General features: G+C 56.6%; 19 protein-coding genes and 1 riboswitch. Of the genes, 11 read left to right on the forward strand and 8 right to left on the reverse strand.

The genetic code is table 11. The features are described 5' to 3' along the window. Positions 1-42: 42 nt before the first annotated feature. Both galE and CDUR_RS05245 read right to left on the reverse strand, forming a co-directional pair. On the reverse strand, positions 43-1,038 hold the full coding sequence (galE, locus tag CDUR_RS05240; RefSeq protein WP_179417400.1) for a UDP-glucose 4-epimerase GalE: 996 nt from the start codon (positions 1,036-1,038) through the stop codon (positions 43-45). Positions 1,039-1,075: 37 nt separating this feature from the next. After that, positions 1,076-1,741: an ACT domain-containing protein gene (locus tag CDUR_RS05245; protein WP_179417401.1), complete on the reverse strand. Its 666-nt coding sequence runs from the start codon at positions 1,739-1,741 to the stop codon at positions 1,076-1,078. Positions 1,742-2,210: 469 nt separating this feature from the next. On the opposite strand from CDUR_RS05245, the gene gatC reads away from it, so the two are divergent. Both gatC and gatA read left to right on the forward strand, forming a co-directional pair. Then, positions 2,211-2,504, forward strand: a complete 294-nt coding sequence (gene gatC / locus CDUR_RS05250) for an Asp-tRNA(Asn)/Glu-tRNA(Gln) amidotransferase subunit GatC (protein WP_006061950.1) — start codon at positions 2,211-2,213, stop codon at positions 2,502-2,504. Between the two features lie 3 nt (positions 2,505-2,507). Beyond that, on the forward strand, positions 2,508-4,007 hold the full coding sequence (gene gatA, locus CDUR_RS05255; RefSeq protein ID WP_179417402.1) for an Asp-tRNA(Asn)/Glu-tRNA(Gln) amidotransferase subunit GatA: 1,500 nt from the start codon (positions 2,508-2,510) through the stop codon (positions 4,005-4,007). Positions 4,008-4,012: 5 nt separating this feature from the next. Here gatA and CDUR_RS05260 read toward each other — a convergent pair whose 3' ends face one another. Beyond that, a complete protein-coding gene (locus tag CDUR_RS05260) occupies positions 4,013-4,294 on the reverse strand; it encodes a hypothetical protein (protein WP_040358627.1) in 282 nt (93 codons plus the stop codon). 262 nt (positions 4,295-4,556) lie between these two features. Here CDUR_RS05260 and CDUR_RS05265 point away from each other — a divergent pair, with 262 nt between their 5' ends. Beyond that, the gene (locus CDUR_RS05265) at positions 4,557-5,627 is read left to right on the forward strand and encodes an NAD(P)-dependent alcohol dehydrogenase (protein WP_179417403.1); all 1,071 of its coding nucleotides are present in this window, start codon (positions 4,557-4,559) and stop codon (positions 5,625-5,627) included. Positions 5,628-5,697: 70 nt separating this feature from the next. Here the strand turns inward: CDUR_RS05265 and CDUR_RS05270 are convergent, their stop codons facing one another. The 5 genes from CDUR_RS05270 to CDUR_RS05290 form a co-directional block, all read right to left on the reverse strand. Next, positions 5,698-6,108, reverse strand: coding sequence for a CPBP family intramembrane glutamic endopeptidase (locus CDUR_RS05270; RefSeq protein ID WP_233452907.1), 411 nt, complete (start codon positions 6,106-6,108; stop codon positions 5,698-5,700). 481 nt (positions 6,109-6,589) lie between these two features. After that, positions 6,590-7,459, reverse strand: a complete 870-nt coding sequence (locus CDUR_RS05275; RefSeq protein WP_233452908.1) for a CPBP family intramembrane glutamic endopeptidase — start codon at positions 7,457-7,459, stop codon at positions 6,590-6,592. A gap of 18 nt (positions 7,460-7,477) precedes the next feature. Next, positions 7,478-7,792: a hypothetical protein gene (locus CDUR_RS05280; RefSeq protein ID WP_179417405.1), complete on the reverse strand. Its 315-nt coding sequence runs from the start codon at positions 7,790-7,792 to the stop codon at positions 7,478-7,480. A gap of 125 nt (positions 7,793-7,917) precedes the next feature. Then, positions 7,918-8,622, reverse strand: a complete 705-nt coding sequence (locus CDUR_RS05285) for an SIMPL domain-containing protein (protein WP_179417406.1) — start codon at positions 8,620-8,622, stop codon at positions 7,918-7,920. After that, positions 8,609-9,604 (reverse strand): helix-turn-helix transcriptional regulator, encoded by a 996-nt coding sequence (locus CDUR_RS05290; RefSeq protein ID WP_179417407.1) that lies wholly within the window; start codon positions 9,602-9,604, stop codon positions 8,609-8,611. Before CDUR_RS05290 ends, CDUR_RS05285 begins: the two co-directional genes overlap by 14 nt. 95 nt (positions 9,605-9,699) lie before the next feature. Here CDUR_RS05290 and CDUR_RS05295 point away from each other — a divergent pair, with 95 nt between their 5' ends. The 8 genes from CDUR_RS05295 to CDUR_RS05330 all read left to right on the forward strand — a co-directional run bounded on the left by CDUR_RS05295 (position 9,700) and on the right by CDUR_RS05330 (position 18,048). Then, entirely contained in the window at positions 9,700-10,251 is a 552-nt protein-coding gene (locus tag CDUR_RS05295; protein ID WP_179417408.1) for a TIGR03086 family metal-binding protein, read from the forward strand. 27 nt (positions 10,252-10,278) lie between these two features. Further along, entirely contained in the window at positions 10,279-10,818 is a 540-nt protein-coding gene (locus CDUR_RS05300; protein ID WP_179417409.1) for a hypothetical protein, read from the forward strand. Between the two features lie 68 nt (positions 10,819-10,886). Continuing rightward, positions 10,887-11,067: riboswitch (cobalamin riboswitch) on the forward strand. 45 nt (positions 11,068-11,112) lie between these two features. Further along, positions 11,113-12,150: a FecCD family ABC transporter permease gene (locus CDUR_RS05305; protein ID WP_179417410.1), complete on the forward strand. Its 1,038-nt coding sequence runs from the start codon at positions 11,113-11,115 to the stop codon at positions 12,148-12,150. Next, complete coding sequence (locus CDUR_RS05310; RefSeq protein ID WP_179417411.1) at positions 12,150-12,911, forward strand: ABC transporter ATP-binding protein; 762 nt, start codon at positions 12,150-12,152, stop codon at positions 12,909-12,911. The genes CDUR_RS05305 and CDUR_RS05310 overlap by 1 nt, the downstream gene beginning before the upstream one ends. 18 nt (positions 12,912-12,929) lie before the next feature. Then, on the forward strand, positions 12,930-13,988 hold the full coding sequence (locus CDUR_RS05315; protein ID WP_179417412.1) for an ABC transporter substrate-binding protein: 1,059 nt from the start codon (positions 12,930-12,932) through the stop codon (positions 13,986-13,988). A gap of 16 nt (positions 13,989-14,004) precedes the next feature. Further along, complete coding sequence (locus tag CDUR_RS05320) at positions 14,005-15,063, forward strand: ABC transporter substrate-binding protein (RefSeq protein ID WP_179417413.1); 1,059 nt, start codon at positions 14,005-14,007, stop codon at positions 15,061-15,063. Between the two features lie 278 nt (positions 15,064-15,341). Then, entirely contained in the window at positions 15,342-16,667 is a 1,326-nt protein-coding gene (locus CDUR_RS05325; RefSeq protein ID WP_179417414.1) for an MFS transporter, read from the forward strand. Further along, a complete protein-coding gene (locus CDUR_RS05330) occupies positions 16,606-18,048 on the forward strand; it encodes a DHA2 family efflux MFS transporter permease subunit (RefSeq protein WP_375379405.1) in 1,443 nt (480 codons plus the stop codon). The genes CDUR_RS05325 and CDUR_RS05330 overlap by 62 nt, the downstream gene beginning before the upstream one ends. Positions 18,049-18,051: the final 3 nt, after the last annotated feature.

The raw sequence follows: 18,051 nt of genomic DNA on the forward strand, positions 1-18,051 counted from the left end.
GGCACGGTTGGTGGTCACACCCCCAATGACCACCAATAGTGATCAGAACCCGTCAAGGATGTTTTCGCGCACCTCGAACCATTTCAAGGTGTCAGCGATGCCGTCTTTGATGTCGTGCTTAGGCACCCATCCCAGCAGCTCTTTGGCGCGAGAACTACGGGTATATGCACCGGCGGCATCGCCGGGGCGGGCGGGACCGGTGGTTGTGGCGAGTTTTTCGCCGGTGACGGCATCGAAGGCGTCGACAAGCTCAAACACGGTGGTGCCGGTGCCGGTGCCCAGGTTGATGGCTAGGTAGTCGTTGTCGCCTACCACGGAGTCGAACTTTTCAATAGCTGCGACGTGTGCTGCAGCGAGGTCCCAGACATGGATGTAGTCGCGGATGCCAGAGCCGTCGCGGGTGGGCCAGTCCACACCAGTGATGGTGAAGGGGGTTCCCGTGTTGCGTGCCTCAATGAGTTTGCCCAGCGCGTGTGATGGGAATTCGAGCTGCAGGCCGGTGCGCATGCTCGGGTCGGCACCGATGGGGTTGAAGTAGCGGAGGGAGATGATGTTGATGGGGGTGGCTGCGGCGATGTCGGCGAACACGCCCTCAAGCACGGCTTTTGTCCGAGCATAGGGACTCATGGGGGCGAAGGGGGAGTTTTCGTCCACGGTGAAGTCGTCGGTGACTGCGTAGATGGATGCCGAACCACTGAACAGGAAGCGGGTGCAGCCGTGGCTTTGCAGGAAGTCCAGCAACTCGATGGTCTTGGAGACGTTATTGCGGTAGTAGCCGATGGGGTTGGACACCGAGTCGGGCACCACGATCAGGGCTGCGCAGTGCATGACCGCATCAATATCTGGGTGATCGTTCCAGATTTGTTCGAGAAGTGCGCGGTCGGCGAAGTCGCCTTCGTAGAAGGTTCGTCCTTCGGCGAATTCGCGGCGTCCTGTGCTGAAATCGTCGAGGATGACGGCTTCGTGTCCATCATCAAGGAGTCGGGAGATAACTGTGGATCCAATGAATCCTGCTCCACCAGTGACTAGAACCTTCATGAAATGACCTTTCTTGTGTTGTCCTATGAAAGTGATCCTATACTTTGAGGATTGATCCGATAATGATGCCCATGTTGCCGAGGTGCTCGACTTCACTGGCCAAGAAGTCGGGGCCGCCGGGTCGGCCGACGATGAGGATCATGCCAGTGTCGCCGATGGGGGCGACGGCCAGGGCTGAGTCCAGCAGGGACCAGCTGCTGGGTATCCAATCTTCATGTTCCACGTCAAGTACGCGTGCTGATGTCACGGGGGGTACAGAGGGGGTGGTCGCGTCGTCTTCGGGGGCGGCCGGGTTAGCGGCGATGCGTCGGCTTGGCCCGGTGGTATCAAGAACTAGACACCACCCAGAGGTAATGGAGCGGGGAAGGACGTCGACGAGTTCTTCCATTGCGCGCGTCGTATTGTTTTTATGCTCGGCGATGGAGGCTAGCATGCGAATTTGCCCACGTCGGTCGATGGTTCCAGAGAAGGGGCGGATGGAATCTACCTCCACGCCATCTAATGCTTGGGCAGCGGTGATCAATGTGTCAGGTAGGGCGGTTTTGGGAAGAGATACCACGATGTCATCCATGGCTGTGCCGTCGGGAAATACTTGGACGACGTCTACGGATTGAATATTGGCATCTACCATTCCGAACGCGTCGGCGAGTTGCCCGAGACTGCCTGGAGTATCAGGAAGCAGGACGCGGATCAAGTAGGACATGGCAGGTGCCTTTCACAGGGGCTTTTATTGTGACGTGGACGTGGGTTCTACGAAGGAAACGAAAACTGATGGAGTTCGGTTCCCTCAAACAGTTATCCAACCTACCAATTTCTCAGTGGATGTTAAGTAGCTTGCGAGTAAATATTTTTCGTGTCAGCGATGGTAGAGAACTCTTGGACGCTGTATAACTTTCCTGGTATGGCCGTTATGGCCGGTCAGGGGGCCCGCATTGATTCTGCTAACGTATGGGTTGGAGTTAACTCACATGCATAGGCTTTTCGACGCCGCGGCACACCCTATACTGCGTTACTTCCGCATCACCCCTGCATATATTTGAGGAAGGGGCGGAAGTCGGGACGTCGATACGCGGGTGCAGTGGCAGCGGTAACCAGTCGGTAGCGTCTAAAATGAGTGCGTTAAGCTGATTGAATTGTAAAAACCCTGGGAGATAAGAAGGGGACACGCAACCGTGCCTGAAATTTCGCGCGACGAGGTCGCTCACCTCGCACGACTGGCCCGCCTCGCCCTAACTGAGGAAGAACTCGACCAATACGCAGGTCAGATTGATGACATTGTTGCCAATGTCAGTGCCGTTGGCCTGGTGGCTGCGGAAGGTGTAGAGCCGATGAGCCACCCGCATTCCATCCACACAACCATGCGTGAAGATGTCGTAGAAAAGACCCTCACCGCCGAGCAGGCCCTTGACCAGGCGCCGGCGGTGGAGGAGCAGCGTTTCGTCGTACCGCAGATTCTGGGGGAGTAAACCATGAGCGAAAACAAGTACTTGGTCGGCGCTGAAGGTGCGTCGGAACTCACCGCTATGACTGCGGCAGAGCTGGCGGAGAAGATTCACAGCCGCGAAGTGTCGTCTGTGGAGGTGACCCAGGCTCACCTCGATCGCATTGCCGACGTTGATGGTGATATTCACGCCTTCCTACACGTGGGTGCCGAGGAAGCGCTGGACGCCGCACGTGCAGTCGATGAGTCACTGGCTGCAGGAGAAGCTCCGGCCTCAGCGTTAGCTGGCGTGCCGTTGGCGCTGAAAGACGTGTTCACCACCACGGATGCGCCCACAACCTGCGGTTCGAAGATGCTCGAAGGCTACATGGCACCCTACGATGCCACCGTGACGCGTCGCATTCGCGAGGCCGGTATCCCGATTTTGGGTAAGACCAACATGGACGAGTTCGCCATGGGGTCATCTACCGAGAACTCCGCATACGGTCCCACCCACAACCCCTGGGACGTCACCCGCACCGCAGGTGGTTCGGGCGGTGGTTCCTCAGCAGCGCTTGCCGCTGGTGAAGCGCCACTGGCTATTGGCACGGATACGGGCGGTTCTATTCGCCAGCCCGCCGCGCTGACCAACACTGTGGGCGTTAAGCCTACCTACGGTACCGTGTCCCGATACGGCCTGGTTGCGTGTGCATCCTCCCTGGACCAAGGCGGACCCACGGCGCGCACTGTACTGGACACGGCGCTTCTTCATGAGGTTATCGCTGGCTCAGACCATTTCGACGCTACATCAGTGGATCGTCCCGTGGCCCCCGTTGTAGAGGCTGCCCGTGCTGGAATGACCGGTGACCTTTCCGGCGTGCGCATCGGAGTGGTCAAACAATTCGACCGGGACGGTTATCAGCAGGGCGTTCTGGAGCAATTCCATAAGGCTGTGTCCCAGCTTGAATCCCAAGGTGCCACGGTTGTTGAGGTGGATTGCCCGCACTTTGATTCCGCACTTGCGGCCTACTATCTGATTCTCCCGTGCGAAGTGTCGTCCAACCTGGCGCGTTTCGACGGTATGCGTTACGGCCTCCGCGTCGGTGACGACGGCACCCATTCTGCAGAAGAAGTGATGGCTATGACTCGCGCGGCAGGCTTTGGTCCCGAGGTGAAGCGTCGCATCATCCTGGGCACTTACGCCCTATCCGTGGGTTACTATGACGCTTACTATCTGCAGGCTCAACGCGTGCGCACCCTCATTGCCCAGGATTTTGCTGCGGCCTTTGAGACCTGTGACGTGCTGGTTTCTCCCACCACCCCCACCACCGCGTTCAAGCTGGGGGAGAAGGTCTCCGACCCGATGGCCATGTACAACTTCGACTTGTGCACTCTGCCGCTGAACCTCGCGGGCCTGTCTGGCATGTCAGTCCCCGCAGGACTGGCCAGCGACACCGGGCTTCCGGTCGGCCTGCAGATCATGGCTCCCGCGTTTGCCGACGACCGCCTATACAAGGTTGGCGCTGCCTTTGAGGCGGGCCAACACTAATTATGTTACGGGGTCAAGAACCTGACCGCGTTGAAAAATGCCTGGTTGGCCACCAGTAGTGAGTCGTAGCTCAGTACAGAGGGTGCGCTGCTCAGAAGGTGGTTGGCGCCGAACTGGATGGTGGCGGGATTTCCAAGCATCTGGATCCCGCGCATCGCCCAGTCGGCGGCCGAGTAGGGCCGACTTGAGTTCATTGGGTCCGCAGATGCCGGGGAAATGCCGCCAACAACCAATGCGGTTGCCGTTCCAGCTGCGACGATCTTCCTGGTAACATTCCGATTTTTCATGTTGCGTCTTCCTTTCCAGTTGTGCTGTCTGTGTGGGACGTCGTCCTCATGCATAACAATAGAACGATCTGCTCGGATATGTTTGGCTGCAAGAGTACAGCGGCATGCTGCGGGGTGGCATACGGTAAGCTGGTGCTTCTCATGCTTCTTTTATGTCGCAGTATTTTTGTTCATGGTGTATTTTTATAAATTACCTTATTTTCAAAAATGGAAATAATGCCCATTAAGCGGTATGGGTATTATGCACGTATGCTTGTTTGTCATGACCTTTACTGTCAAAGCACTTCAGAAATTCGGACCTGATAAACCTTTTGTGGTTACCAATCTTGAACGCCGCGACCCCGGCCCCAAAGATGTGGTCATTGACATCAAGGCCGCTGGCATTTGTCACAGCGACATTCACACCATCCGCAACGAGTGGGGAGAAGCCCACTTCCCGCTTGCAGTTGGGCATGAAATCGCTGGTGTGGTCTCTGCAGTGGGGTCTGAGGTGACCCGCTGGAAAATTGGCGATCGCGTGGGAGTGGGCTGCCTGGTCAATTCCTGCGGTGAATGTGAAGAATGCAAAGCCGACCAGGAGCAAAACTGCCGCAATGGCCTCGTGGGTACCTACAATTCCACTGACGTTGATGGCACCATTACTCAAGGTGGCTACAGCGAAAAGATCGTGGTGAATGAGCACTTTGTGTGTCGCATTCCCGACGGCTTAGATTTTGACGTCGCCGCACCACTTCTTTGCGCAGGAATTACCACCTATTCCCCAATTGTGAACTGGGATATTAAGCCCGGTGATAAAGTAGCCGTTCTGGGGCTTGGTGGTCTTGGTCACATGGGTGTGCAGATCGCTGCGGCGAAGGGTGCCGATGTCACCGTTCTCAGCCGGAGCCTGAAGAAAGCCGAGACCGCGAAGTCCCTCGGCGCCTCACGCACCCTGGCCACCTCTGAGGAGGGTTTCTTTGATAACCACAGGGGTGAGTTTGACTTCATTCTGAACACCATCAGCGCCGACATTGATGTTGATTCCTACATGCGGTTGCTGAAGCCCCGTGGTGTCATGGCTGTTGTCGGCTTGCCGCCGGAAGGACAGAATGTTCATTTCGCCTCCCTGATCATGGGTGGGAAGGTGCTCACTGGTTCCAACATCGGCGGACTGAAAGCAACCCAGGAGATGCTGGACTTCTGTGCCGAGCATGGTTTGGGTGCGCGCATCGAGAAGATTGGTGTCCAGGACGTAGATGCCGCCTACGACCGCGTTGTTGCTGGTGATGTGAAGTTCCGTTTTGTCATCGACACTTCTACGTTTGATGAGGTAGCGGCGGAAGTCACGAGCTAACTCGCTACAATATTCGCACGGTATGTACGTAAGGCCCGCGCTGAACACTACTAAGCGCGGGCCGTATCTATTAGCCCAACACGTTAGTGCCGGTGAAGTAGATGAAGAGCAGAACCAGGGACACCACGGTGTTGTTGGCAATGTGTAGGGCCACACTGGCCCAGAGGGATTGGTGCCACCGAATGAGTGCCGCTGCGCAGGTCCCTAAAAAGAAGGCAGTGATTATGGCCATGGGCACGCCATGCATCAGGGCAAACAGTACCGACGATATGAGCGTCGAGCAGATGATGGCGGTGCGTGCCTGCATCCGTGGGAGTAGTTTCTGCTCCAGGTAGCCCATAATGAAACGCCGGTAATAGATTTCCTCCATAATCGGGGCAACGATGGATATTGCAAAAATAGACAGGCTAAGGCCGATTGGCCCGAGCTTGAACGTATTAGCTATATCCTCTCGCCCGCCTGTGTTTGCCAGGGGAGTCATGAGCATGAGGGCTAGTAGAGTAAAGTTAGCAGCTACGATCGCTGGAACTTGCCAGAATAGGTACTTCCGGGTGTGTTGTATTGGGTGAAATCCCAGGTCCGATAACGTCCATTTTTGAAGCTTCAGTGTGGCTAACAAGGTCAGAGCAAACCCAGCTATACTAGCTGGAACGGCGGCATTGAAGCGTTCGTTATCAAGATTGTCCGTGATAAAGGCAGTGGCTATGTTCGTGGCTATGTTAGTGATAACTGCCAAAAACAATCCCCCAGATATGGGTAACACGATGAGGGCAAACAGTTCAATCCCCGTCACCGCTCGGCGCGAGGGTACAACATAGGACATGATGGGCCGTCGTTGCGTGGACTGTGGTGCAGGAGGGGTCGGCTGTGGTGGTGTAAAAGACATAGTAGGAAAAGAGGGGTTCCTTTCTGCCAGAGAGTAGGTATGTTGCACCGATGGTCGGTGCAGGTTTCGACACGTGTTAGTTCAACATGCCATTGAGATAAATGGATAGCCCGGCCAAACATACCATCGTGTTGTTGGCAATGTGTAGGGCCGCGCCGGCCCACAGTGATTGGTGCCATCGAATGAGTGCGGCTGCGCCGATTCCCAGGAAGAATGTGTAGATCATGATGGTGGGCACGCCGTGTGCCAGGGCAAAGAACAGCGATGACGCTAGTGTTGAGCAGATGATGGCGGTGCGTGCCTGCATCCGTGGGAGTAGTTTCTGATCCAGGTAGCCCATGATGAAGCGTCGGAAGCAGATTTCCTCAATGATCGGGCCGATAATAGATATGGCCAGAATCGACAACACCACAGCAACAAGTCCAAACTTGAACGTGTCAGCCATTTCTTGCGAGTCCGAGGTCTCTGGAGGCGTGACCAACACGGTCGCAGCTAGTGAAATCATGCCGCACACCGTAATAATCGCTGGAACTTGCCAGAGTAAGTGTGCCCACGTGCGTTTTATCGGGTGAAACCCCAGGTCTGACAATGACCACCGTTGTACCCGCAATGTGGTGAACAAGGTTATGCCGTACCCGGCGAGCGCCGCTGGGATGACGTAGACCTGTATGGTCTTAAGATCATCGAAAATGAGCATCATGGCGATGGTGCTGATAAGAATCGCAACCAAAGATGCTACGACGGGTAGCGCAAGTATCGCCAATAATTCGAGCCCCGTCACTGCCCGGCGCGACGGCACAACATAGGACATGATGGGGCGCTGCTGCGTCGGTTGCGGTACTGATGGGTACTGTGCGGTTGGGTACTGCGTGTTTGAGCGCTGCCCCGCCGGAGCGGGCGGGTAGTGCGATGATGGTTGCGGCTGCTGCGGCGGCGTAAAAGACATGGCGAAGAAAAGAGGGGTTTACTTTCTGTCAGAGAGTAGATGTGCCGCCCCGCTGGTCAGCGCAGTGACGGTGAGCACGGATGGCCAGGCACCGATTTTCTTGGCCAGTGGGTGGGATGCTCCAAAAGCGCCAATGTAGAGTGCGCTGAGTCCAGCAGTGACGAGTGGCCCGCCGTTTGCTAGCCAGCTCCTTCCTGCGTAAAGTCCAGCCGCGCCGAGGAATGCGCCGCCGATGGGGCGGATGCCGGTTTCGCGCGCTGTGAGCCAGCCGCCGATCAGGCCGGTGGCCACGACAGCTGCTGTGTTGACGTCTTCTGCGTTTTTAAATCCCATGGCAGCCCAGTGTAGCGTTTTGCCTCGCCAAGGGTTTGTAGCAGCAGGTTAGATGACATCTCGCCCCCAAGGATTCGCGTTTCGACGTCCCGAAATCAGCATTCCCGATATCCAGAGCTTGCGGGCTACAACGCTGTGTCCTCGAAACGCGCAGAGAAAACCACTGTCACGGTACCTGGAACAGAAACAACGTCCGGTTCCGTGCTGATCTCCAGGCTGGGTTCGGGCAGGGAGGACTTGCCTAGGGATGCAAATTCAGGAGCCCCGCGGCCACGCCTGACAGTTTGTGTGGAGGTCACCTGGGTAGGCGTGGAATCCACTTGCACAACTCCACTGATGGTCCCACCCAGTTCCGCGACAAGCATTTCTGCCTTCGCTTTCGCATTTTTGATAGCCAGAGCCTGCGCTGTAGCATTCAGTTCTGCCTGTTTGTCTGCAGATAAGGACCAGTTCGGACCGTCGATCACACAGTTTTCCAGGTTCGCCAGCCGCGCAATCACATCTCGTAGCTGGGCCTGCACCTCGGGGTTGTCCACGTCGACGGCAACAATCGTGCAGCGCCACGTGGAGTCGATGCGGTTTTTGTAGTCCGAGTATTCAGCGAGGTGCTCGCCCTGTCGCTGCAGAAGAGTCGCCTGGGCGAGCACCTGCTGCGCTTTACGCACCCCAATGTCGCGCCGGGTGAAGGTGGTTTTTTGATCCTTGTTGTTGCTGGTTACCTTGACTGTGACGGTGGCTTTGTCAGCGAGCGCCTCAACGGTGACGCTGTCAGTTACGGTGATGGTGGGGATGTGCTCGTCAGGCACAATGCGGATCTCATTGGTTGTCATGGCTTCCCATTGTAGGAGCGGCGCTGTAGAGTCTGACGTTTTCTTCGCCAACCTCCCGTATGCGTTCACGCAGTTCAACCGGTTCAAGCACTTCTGCAGCGCAGCCAAAGCCAGACAGTACGCCAACGGCGGGGGAGAGCGCTTTGGTGTTTCCGTGGATAAGGACGTCGCTGCTTCCCTCGATGGGTTCTTCGGTGGGTTCGGAGCCCAGGAGGCGGAGGCAAAACGCGACGTCGTTACGCACGGGGCTAGTTGCGCGGACGGTGATGGGGATACTGCCACCTTTTTTGTAGGTGCGGCGCGCGGATCGCCACAGGTCAGCGACGGATTCGCTGGGGTCGCGGGTGAAGCGCTGGTTGGTGCGGGTCACGGAGCTCATGCGGTCGGCGCGGTAGGTGCGGATCTCGCCGTCGGGAACCTTTCGAACCAGCACATACCAGTGTGTACCAGCGAAAATGAGGCCCAATGGCTCGCAGCGTCGCACCGCCGCGCGACCTTTACCGGGACTGTAGTCCACGTCAACGATGTAGTCGGCGGCGATGGCCAATAACAACTCCCGCAGCACCGGTGGGGTGTCCAGGGGCTCTCTCCACCCCGTGGGGACAATAAGCAGTCGATCCTGAAGTAAGCCCACCTTGCGGCTTTGGGTGGGGTTGAGGCGAGCGTCAATTTTGTGCTGTGCGCGGCGAAAATGCTGGGCCAGGCCCAGTTCCTGCGCTACGTACTCACCACCCGGCATCATGAACGCGAGCAGTTCGCTGTCGGTCAGCTGCTCCATCGGCGGCAACCAGCCCGGCAGGATGGATACCCCGCCATTTGCGCCGCATTCGGTCCTGATGGGCACGCCACGGCGCTGCAGCTCCTGCAAGTCCCGAAGAATGGTGCGACGCGACACCTGCAGGCGGTCCGCGAGTATCGATGCCGTGACCTGTGCATTTCCACGCAGCATGCGGACGATTTCAGCTAAACGGTGCTCCTTCACATCCCCATCTCCTCATATAACTGTGACAGGTCCTGACACCGTTGACGCATAGCCTTCAGGGTACGTGCAATCAACCACGAAGGAGAAGAGAAGATATGCGCGACCTACGGCAAGAACTTTTCGGTGCCCAGGACTGGGTGGCTGAGCTGATCAGCAACACAAAGCCCGAGCAGTACTCCCTGCCCACACCCTGCTCTGAGTTCACTGTGAAAGATCTGTTGGACCACTACATGTGTGTCTGCGACAAGATTGAAAGCTTCCCTGTGGATAGAACCCCCGCCGAGACGCGGACAGTGGATGACTACCTTCAAGAATGGAACGCCTCGTCACAACGCGCCCGCGCCGTGTGGACTGACGAAGCCATGCACAGGGACTACACCATGTCCTGGGGTGCAGTGCACAGTGGTCCTGAGACCGTTGGCCTATACCTGTTCGAAATGGTCTGTCACGGCTACGACCTTGCCTACGCTACGGGCCAGCCCCTCGAAGGCCCAGAGGCTGTGGCGCAAGCCGCACTCGAAGCAGCCATCGAAATCGTCTCAAACTATCCCCGTGAGGAGACACCTTATGACCCAGAAACTCGTGCCCCCGAAAATGCGGGTCCCACTGTTGCATTAGCTGCATTTCTGGGAAGAGACGTTTCTTAACCTACAAATGCTGCTAACGTAGTGAATATGCTAAGCGTATTGCTGTTGGATAGCGTTGACTGGTCTCGGCAAATCCATATGTATGGAAAGGCAACGGACACGCCAACGCATCTGCGGGCGCTTTTAGGAAACGACACCGAAGCAATACACAAAGCACTACAGCACCTCGATAGCGCACCGCTGCATCAAGGAACCGTCGCGCCTGCGGCGGTGACCTGCGCACAGTTCATTGTCACCGCGCTCAATGAAAAGGCGATATCACAGCAATGTGCTATCAATGGGGTGCTGGAATGGTTGGGGGAGCTGGGATCATCTATAGACTATGACGTCCCTGAAGAAAAGCCACGGGTGGATAACACGCTGCTTGAAGAACTTTTTCAGATGAACGATGACGAGATGGAAGAGTTTTTCGACTTTCTTGACGATAACGGCATGGAACTCATGGACAGCCTTTATGTTCAATCTCTTCAAGAACTTCATGCCTACGCGCCCAATGTCGTGGATACTTTGACCCGATTTGGTGCCACTCAGGAGGCGCGCGCCGGATGGGAAAAATACGCGCATTAACGGTCAGCAGTCGCAGTTGTGGCGTGGTAGGTATTTTACCTGTTGCTGTCTGCTAGGTTACACTCTAGCTAATAGGACAGTGAGTCGGCCAAGGGAATCTGGTGTGAATCCAGAACTGGCGCGCAGCGGTCAGGAGAGTACCGCCCGCAGGTAGAGATTAAGACCACTGGCGTGGATCGCGCTGGGAAGGTTTCTGTGGGATGGAATGATCCTCCGAGTCCGAAAACCTGTCGACTCAGCGGTTATCCTCCCGCGCTTCGCGTCCAAGCAGCGGGACTGGCAAGAAGTGCGTACATGGTAAAGAAGTTAGCTGCGCCCACATTGTGTGTGGTGCTGATGGCGCTGACAGCTGTGAGCTTTGTGGCGTCACTTACCTTCGGCTCGGTGGACTACAACAATGCTCAAGTGTGGGAGGTCGTTCAGGCTCACCTTCAAAGTGGCAAGGGGCCTAACCAGGCCGTGGATTCGATTGTGTGGGAGCTGCGTGCCCCGCGTGGTGTGTTGGCGTTGATTGTCGGTGCGGGCCTGTCGCTGGCGGGCGTCGCTATGCAAACCCTGGTACGGAACCCGCTGGCTGATCCGTATTTGCTAGGGGTGTCGTCCGGTGCGAGCGTGGGAGCCACCGCCGTCTTGACGTTTGGCCTTTTCAGCAGCCTTGGATTGTATGCCCTTTCGGGTGGTGCGCTTATCGGCGCGCTGGTCGCCACTGCCACCGTATACGCCATCACCATGGCGCAGGGTGGGCTGACCCCGTTGCGCCTGATCCTGTCGGGTGTGGTGCTGTCCTCGGCGTTTTCGGCGATGGCGAGTTTTTTGGTGTTCAAAGGTCCAGATGCGCGTGCGGCCCAGGGCGTGATGTTTTGGATGCTGGGTTCCGTGGCTGGCGGGCAGTGGAATAAGCTGCTGCTCCCAGCCGTCGTGGTAGCCATTGCTCTTGTAGTTCTTGTTGCGCTGAGTCGCCCGATGGATGCGCTGGCTGCGGGGCCGGATACTGCCGCTGCGCTGGGTGTTCGCGTGGGGTTGCTACGGCAGGTGCTGTTTTTCATTCAGGCGCTGCTGGTGGGGGCGATGGTGGCCATTGCGGGTGGTATTGGTTTTGTGGGCTTGGTGATTCCGCATCTTGCGCGAATGATGGTGGGGTCACTACACCTGCGACTACTGCCGATCGCCGCTGTGCTCGGCGCATTGTTTGTGCTGTGGGTGGACGTGATCGCGCGTATTTCGGCACCGCCGCAAGAAATTCCACTGGGTGTGGTCACAGGTGTGCTGGGTGCGCCGCTGTTTCTGCTGCTCATGGGGCGTAACCGCTACCGGTTTGGGGGTCAGAATTAATGTTTGTTGTTGATTCCGTAGCTGCGGGCATCGGCAAAAAGACGCTGCTCCGTGGAGTTTCCTTCACCGTCAAGCGCGGCACCATGACCGCCATCGTGGGTATCAACGGCGTGGGAAAATCAACTCTCCTGCGCGCCCTCGGGGGCATCGCGAAACCCCATGCTGGCCAGGTGCTTATCGACGCCGCGAATGTCCACACCATCAAGCCACGGCACCGCGCCACCCTGATGACGCTGGTGGGGCAGGAGGAAAGCCCGCCCGGCGACCTCACCGTCGCGGAAATGGTGGCGTTAGGGCGCCTGCCCTACCTGAAATCCTGGCAGCTGGGCAGCTCGAAGGAAAAGGACATTATTGCCCGTTCACTAGCTACCGTGGGTATTTCCGGCCTCGCCGACCGTCCATGCGACCAGCTCTCTGGTGGTCAGCGCCGCCGCGCATTGCTAGCCCGTGGCTTTGCCCAGGAAACAGACCTGGTGCTTCTGGATGAACCAACCAACCATTTGGATGTGCATCACCAGTTGCACCTATTGGGTGTGCTGCGGGATTCGGGCCGCACCATCATTGCCACCATTCATGACCTTGACCTGGCCATGTCCTATTTCGACCAGGTTGTTGTGCTGCACCAGGGCGGCATGTTGTGTGCCGGACATCCACAGGACGTGTTGATACCCGACAACCTGCGGAAAGTGTTTGATGTTCAGGCGCTTATCGCGCAACTTCCAGAGGCAACCAACCCCCACCTCATCATTGATTCACTGTAAGTGACAAGGAGACCAGCCATGAAAAAGTACATTGCGATACTCTGTGGTATCGGTATTCTCGCCGCAGGCTGCGGTACCACAGGAAACAACGAGGCATCGACAAGCGCGAACGGGGGAGTGACCCTAAAGAACTGCGGTGAAGAGGTGACCTACCAGCATCATGACAAGCTGTGGGTGCACGACGGAAGCATCATTTCCATTGCCCTCGGTGCTGGCGCAGGCGACAAGATTAACTGGGTCAGCTCGATGCAAAAAGACAAAGATATTCTCCGTGCGAAATATGGCGATATAGTCGATCGCCTCGACGAGGCGGCAGAGAAAACCCCGTCGCTGGAAGAAGTGGTGAGCAAAAAGCCGGACATTATGGTCGCGGGTTGGAATTACGGGTTCTCCGAATCCAATGACCTAAACCCAGAAAGGCTGAAATCCCAGGGGATTGACAGCTACATACTTACAGAATCCTGCCGCCAAGGGTCGACTGGTAAGCGTGGTGTGGTCGAACCCTGGCAAGCTGTGCGCGATGACGTGGGTAATCTCGGCAAAATTGCTGGTAGTGAGGCTACAGCAACTCAGGTTATTGACGATATGGATACCCGTCTTGACAACCTGAAGGCAGCCCCGCAGGCAGAGAAGAAACCCACCGTTTTCGTGTTTGATTCTGTGAAAGACGGCGGGATTTTTACCTCCGGCAAGTTCGGTGGGCCACAGGCCATCATCGAAGCCGCAGGTGGGAACAATGCTACCGCTGACATTGACGATACGTGGACGAATGTCGGTTGGGAGAAAATCGCTTCTTCCACGCCAGATGTGTTTGTGATGGTGGATTATCCAAACCAAAGCTTTGAGGACAAGGTGGAGGCATTGAGGAGCAATCCCGTCACTAAGGACTTGCCCGCAGTGAAAGAAAACCGTTTTATCAACCTGCCATACGCCATGTGGTGCTCTGGACCTTTGAACATTGATGCCGCCGAGCACGTGCGAAAAGGCATGGAGAAATTCAACGTTGTTCCGCAGACTGACATCCAACCCCAGTTGACCCTTCCAGCTTCTGTTCCAGGCCAGGAATACGTTCAATAAAGGAGACGAACCAGCCATGAAAAAGTACCTTGCAGTCCTTTGTGGCGTTGGCATTCTCGCCGCAGGCTGCGGCACCACAGGAAACAACGAGGCGTCGACAAGCGCAAACGGGGGAGTGACCCTGACAAACTGTGGTGAGGAGGTAACCTACAGCAAGACGGATTCGTTGTTTGTCAACGACGGCAATATCATCGCGACAGTGCTGTCTGCGGGTGGGAAAGACAAGATCAAAAATGTCAGCTCCCTGCAGCGTGACGTGGATATTCTGAAAGCCAAGTACGGTGCCGAGACAATCGACGGCCTAGACGCGGTGTCCAAAGAATACCCCTCGCTGGAAGAAGTGGTGAGCAAACAGCCGAACGTGTACGTCGCGGGCTGGGGCTATGGTCTGTCCGAATCGAAGAACATGACGCCGGAGACGCTGAAAGAGCAGGGGATTGGCACGTATGCCATCACCGAATCGTGCAAGCAGCAGGGCACCGATAAGCGCGGTACCATCGATCCGTGGACGGCAGTGAGCGAGGACCTGAAGAACATCGGCACCCTCGCTGGTGACGCTGACACCGCGCGCGAGGTTGTGGCTGATCAGGACGCACGCCTGACGACGCTGCGCTCCGCCGAACAACCAGAGAAAAAGCCCACCGCGTTTGTCTTCGACTCGGCCACTGACACCATTTTCACCTCCGGGAAGTTCGGGGCACCGCAGGCAATTATCGACGCCGCGGGTGCCCGCAACGCCAACGAAGACGTCGACGACACCTGGACCCAGGTGGGTTGGGAAAAGATCAGCGCTTCCGCGCCGGACGTGTTTGTGTTTGTTGACTATCCTGGCCAGGATTTTCAGCAGAAAGTAGACATTCTGAAGAGCAACCCCGCCACCAAGGATCTTCCCGCAGTGCAGGAAAATCGCTTTATCAACCTGCCATATGCCATGTGGTGTTCTGGACCTTTGAACATTGATGCCGCCGAGCACGTGCGTAAGGGAATGGAGAAGTTCAATCTTGTTCCCGCTTCAGACATTACGCCGAGCTTGACGCTGCCGGACAGTGTTGCTGGTCAAGAGTATTTCCACTGATAAATGGGGGAGAGGGACTAGCCAAGCATCAGAGGATGCAGAGTTAGCCCCTCTTATCCTTTATTGTGGGAAGATATGCATTCGCAGTTGACACTGTGTGATAGGGGTGGCTTGTGGGGGTGGACACATGTCCACGACCAGGTCGCTTCCATCACAATGAATGGATTTTTATCCGATTTTTGTTGACGAAATAATTTTGCGAATGGAAATAATGTAACTGGTAGCAGACAATATGACACCTGCCCATTAAGGAACGATAAAACACATGAGGACTGCGCATGAAAGCAACGGACGCTGAACCGCCAATGATGCCGGATCGGCAAGCTAGTGAGACGACGGGAACCGCTGGCTCAGCCAAACGATCAAGCGTGGCGTGGCTGTACCTAACATCCGCAGGCTTATCGCTGTTGGGCAATGGGGTCGCTACTGTTGTATGGCCGTGGCTGGTTTTGGAACGTACAGGAAACCCCGCCGCCGCTGGCTTGGTAGCCACGGCCATTGCTATTCCATCGCTGTTGTTTGCGATCTTGGGTGGACAGCTGATTGATACAGTTGGCCGCAAACCCATGAGTATTATCTCCGACATTGTCAGTGGGCTTTCCGTTATCGCCGTCATTGCGGTAGACGCATGGCTGGGGTTGAACCTCACCTGGTTCATCGTCATCGGCATTCTCGGTGCGGTGGGTGATATCCCAGGAATGGCAGCTCGTGCTGCGCTCGGTGGCGATGTCTCCTACACCTCCGGCAAGTCCATGGATTTTATTTCCGGCGTTGTGCAGTCTCTCGGTGGATTGGCGTTTCTTGTTGGCCCAGCGGCTGCGGGCATGCTCATGGCCACGCTGCCGATCCAAGAAGTTCTGTGGATCACCGCCATCTGCTCGTTGCTCGCTGCGGCGTTTACGGCACTCTTGCGGCTGCAGGTTAACCCCGACCAGGAAATCGAAGAGAACATCAAAGGTTGGCGCAGCTGGGGCAGGGCCTGGATGGTTGTGCTCCAGTCTCCTGTTGTTCAGCTTCTTGCATTTGTGGCCTTGGTGTCATCTACTCTCATTGCGCCCTACTTGATGCTTATCCTGCCTACGCACTTCCAAAATAGCCACAACCCGTCCATGCTCGGTTTTGCGTTGTCTGCATATGCGGTCGGCATGATCGCAGGCGGCGGCGTGATTGCGGCTGTTGGTTCCAACAAGCGGCGGCTCATCTGGGTGACCAGCATGGTGTTCTTCACCATTGGATTTGCGTGCATCGCGATGATGGCCCACTCCTGGATTCTGCTTGCCGGTATGTTCGTGGCCGGTATTGGTGGCGGCATCAGTACCCCGTTGCAAATGGTGTTGATTACTGAACAAATCCCAGAAAACCTACGCGGTCGGGCGTTCTCCGTGTTCAATGCCATTGGACAGTTTGCCGCCCCCATCGGCCTTAGTGTGGCCACAGTGTCTCTGACCCGTGTGTCCATTTATACGGTGGCCATTGCGGTGGCCGTCATCTGGACCGCTGCGGCAGTGTATTCCTCTCTTCGTGGCATCATGATCCTTCCCGATGCTGCCCAGTATGATAAGGAGAATGAGTCAGACGCCTCCGCATCCGCAGCACACAGCTGAGCTGCCCCTTTCCGACGCATGGCGCGCCCTCAGTGCGTTGTGTGTCGGGTTTTTTATGATCCTTCTGGATCAAACAATTGTTGCGGTGGCAACACCACACTTCCACAAAGATCTCGATGCCTCCCTGAACGACGTCATCTGGGTCACCTCTGTCTACCTCCTCACTTTTGCGGTACCGCTGCTGGTGACCGGGCGGCTGGGGGACCGCTTTGGTCAACGCACCATATACCTCATCGGCATGGTGGTGTTTACCCTCAGCTCGCTGGCCTGCGGATTAGCCTCCACGATTGAGCTGCTGATCATCGCCCGCGCCCTTCAAGGTTTTGGTGCATCGCTGATCGCACCCCAGACAATGAGCGTGATCAACCGCATCTTCCCGCGTGACAAACGCGGCGCTGCCATGGGAATGTGGGGTGCCGTGGCGGGATTCGCTTCCCTGATGGGCCCACTACTTGGCGGTGTCATAGTGGCCTACGTGGGGTGGCAGTGGATTTTCTTTATCAACGTGCCCATTGGCGTGGTGTCGCTGGTGCTGGTGGCGCGGTGGGTTCCAGTGCTTCCCAGGGCGTCGAGAAGCATTGATGCTCTCAGCGTTGTTGCCTCAGTAATCTCCGTGTTCGCTTTTGTGTTCACCCTACAAGAGGGGCCGCACCTGGGGTGGCCCCTGTGGCTGTGGGGTCTACTTGCTGCCGGTGTTGGTGCGTTCGCCTGGTTCGTGTGGCTACAATACACCGCTGCGCGCCGGGGTACTGAGCCTCTGGTTCCGTTGGTGATGTTCCGTAACCGCAACTTCGCGCTGGGGTCGTTTTCTATCTCCGCCATGGGTTTTGTGGTGGGTGGAACTATGGTCCCCATCATGCTATTTCTGCAGGATGTTCAGGGTATGAACGCTCAACAGGCAGCCTTCATGCTCATTCCTATGGCCGTGATTTCCGGTACACTCGCGCCGTTTGTAGGCAGGCTTGCGGACCGCATTCATCCCCGTGTCCTCTCCATGATTGGCTTTGGTTTTATGACAGCTGCCGCGCTTGCGTTGGCCGCCATCATGCGCGACGGTGTCGGGCGGTGGTGGATGCTGTTGCCTGCTGTGCTTCTGGGGTTTGGCAACGGATTTGTGTGGTCCCCAAACTCGGCGACGTCCATGCGTGATCTGCCAATTCAGTCCTTAGGTGCGGCATCTGGCGTGTACAACACCACACGGCAAATCGGATCGGTGTTGGGTTCAGCGGCGATTGGTGGCGTGATGCAGATGGGAGTGGCGAATAGTGGATACGCTAACTCAATGGGTAATTCGATGGTTCTGTGCGTAATCGTTTTAATTTTCGGATTGATAGCTGTATCACGCTTTACCGAACGCACGGACACTGCCGCAGCAGACTAGGAT

Origin of the sequence: Corynebacterium durum (genome assembly GCF_030408675.1) — a bacterium.
Taxonomy (GTDB): Bacteria; Actinomycetota; Actinomycetes; order Mycobacteriales; family Mycobacteriaceae; genus Corynebacterium; species Corynebacterium durum.